The sequence below is a fragment of the Streptomyces sp. GLSS-08 genome (genome assembly GCF_056387915.1).
In genome coordinates this window covers 1-1,053 of sequence record NZ_JBWJAQ010000049.1, presented here as the reverse complement: position 1 = coordinate 1,053, position 1,053 = coordinate 1, and the positions used below count along the sequence as shown (strand labels likewise).

Here is a 1,053-nt window from a genome sequence, read left to right as displayed (position 1 = left end):
CTAACGAGCTCGTGCACGACAAGCGGTGAGACGTCGAGAACCTCGGTGGGACCCGTGCTCACGTCTGCCTTGTCGAGTGCAGGTCTGCGGTCTGCTGGTGAGAGAGCAGGCCGGCGATGGCCTGGACGGTGTCGCTCATGTGCTCGCGGCGGCCGAGGTGGCGGGCCAGGGCCCGCCAGTTCTTCAGATGGGCGATGCCGTGCTCGACCCGGATACGGCGCGAGGAGTGTGCCTTGCGCTGACGCTCGTACATCTCCTCATACCAGTCGGGGGCGTTCTTCTTGAACTTGCGATGCGGGGGCGTCACCACCCGGCCGCCGGTCTGCGCGCCCAGGCCCTGGTAGCCGGCGTCGGCGAGGATCTCGAGCGCGGGCGCGTCGGCCAGGAGTTTGACCAGCCCTAACTGGCGGGCGTGGGTGATGTCCGCGCAGCTCGCGGGACGAGCCGGGCTGCACCACAGCAGGCGGCCCTCGCTGTCCGTCACCACCATGGACTTGACGGCGTTCTGCTTGTTCTTGCCGGAGATGAACCTGTCCCGGTCCTTGCGCCCTGCCGCGGGTCGCCGGACACGAATCTCGGTGCCGTCGATGATGCCGGTCGTCCCGCTCGAGCCGAGGTGGTCGACGACCTCGGCCAGGGTTCGCAGCCGCACGTCGGGGCTGACCGTGCAGCCCCGCTCGGCGAGCAGCGGCCGCACCTCGTTGACAGCTCGTGTGATGGTCGAGCGGTCCACGCCGAACCAGCAGGCCAGCACGTCGTGAGTGACTCCGTGACGAAGGTGGACGAGGGTGGCCAGCAGCCGGTCGACGAAGACCAACTGGTGTTTCGGCCCCCCGCCCACAGCCCGCTTCCGTGGCCGAGAGGTCAGCTTGGCCTGGTGACGCTCATGCCACAACGGACCTACCTCGGCAACGAGTTCAGCGATCACGGCGCCCGTCAGGCCCGTGATGCGACGGTTGCTGATGATCACTGCGCGAGCCCTGTTCCCCACCACCCGACCATGATCAACCATCACGGGCCCGACGTCTCACCGCTTGTCGTGCACGAGCTCGT

General features: G+C 68.0%; 1 protein-coding gene. It reads right to left on the bottom strand.

Going from position 1 to position 1,053, the window contains the following annotated elements; genetic code table 11:
* Window positions 1-58: 58 nt before the first annotated feature.
* Window positions 59-841, bottom strand: coding sequence for a transposase (locus AC0ZLC_RS34265; RefSeq protein ID WP_476755818.1), 783 nt, complete (start codon window positions 839-841; stop codon window positions 59-61).
* Between the last annotated feature and the right edge of the window lie 212 nt (window positions 842-1,053).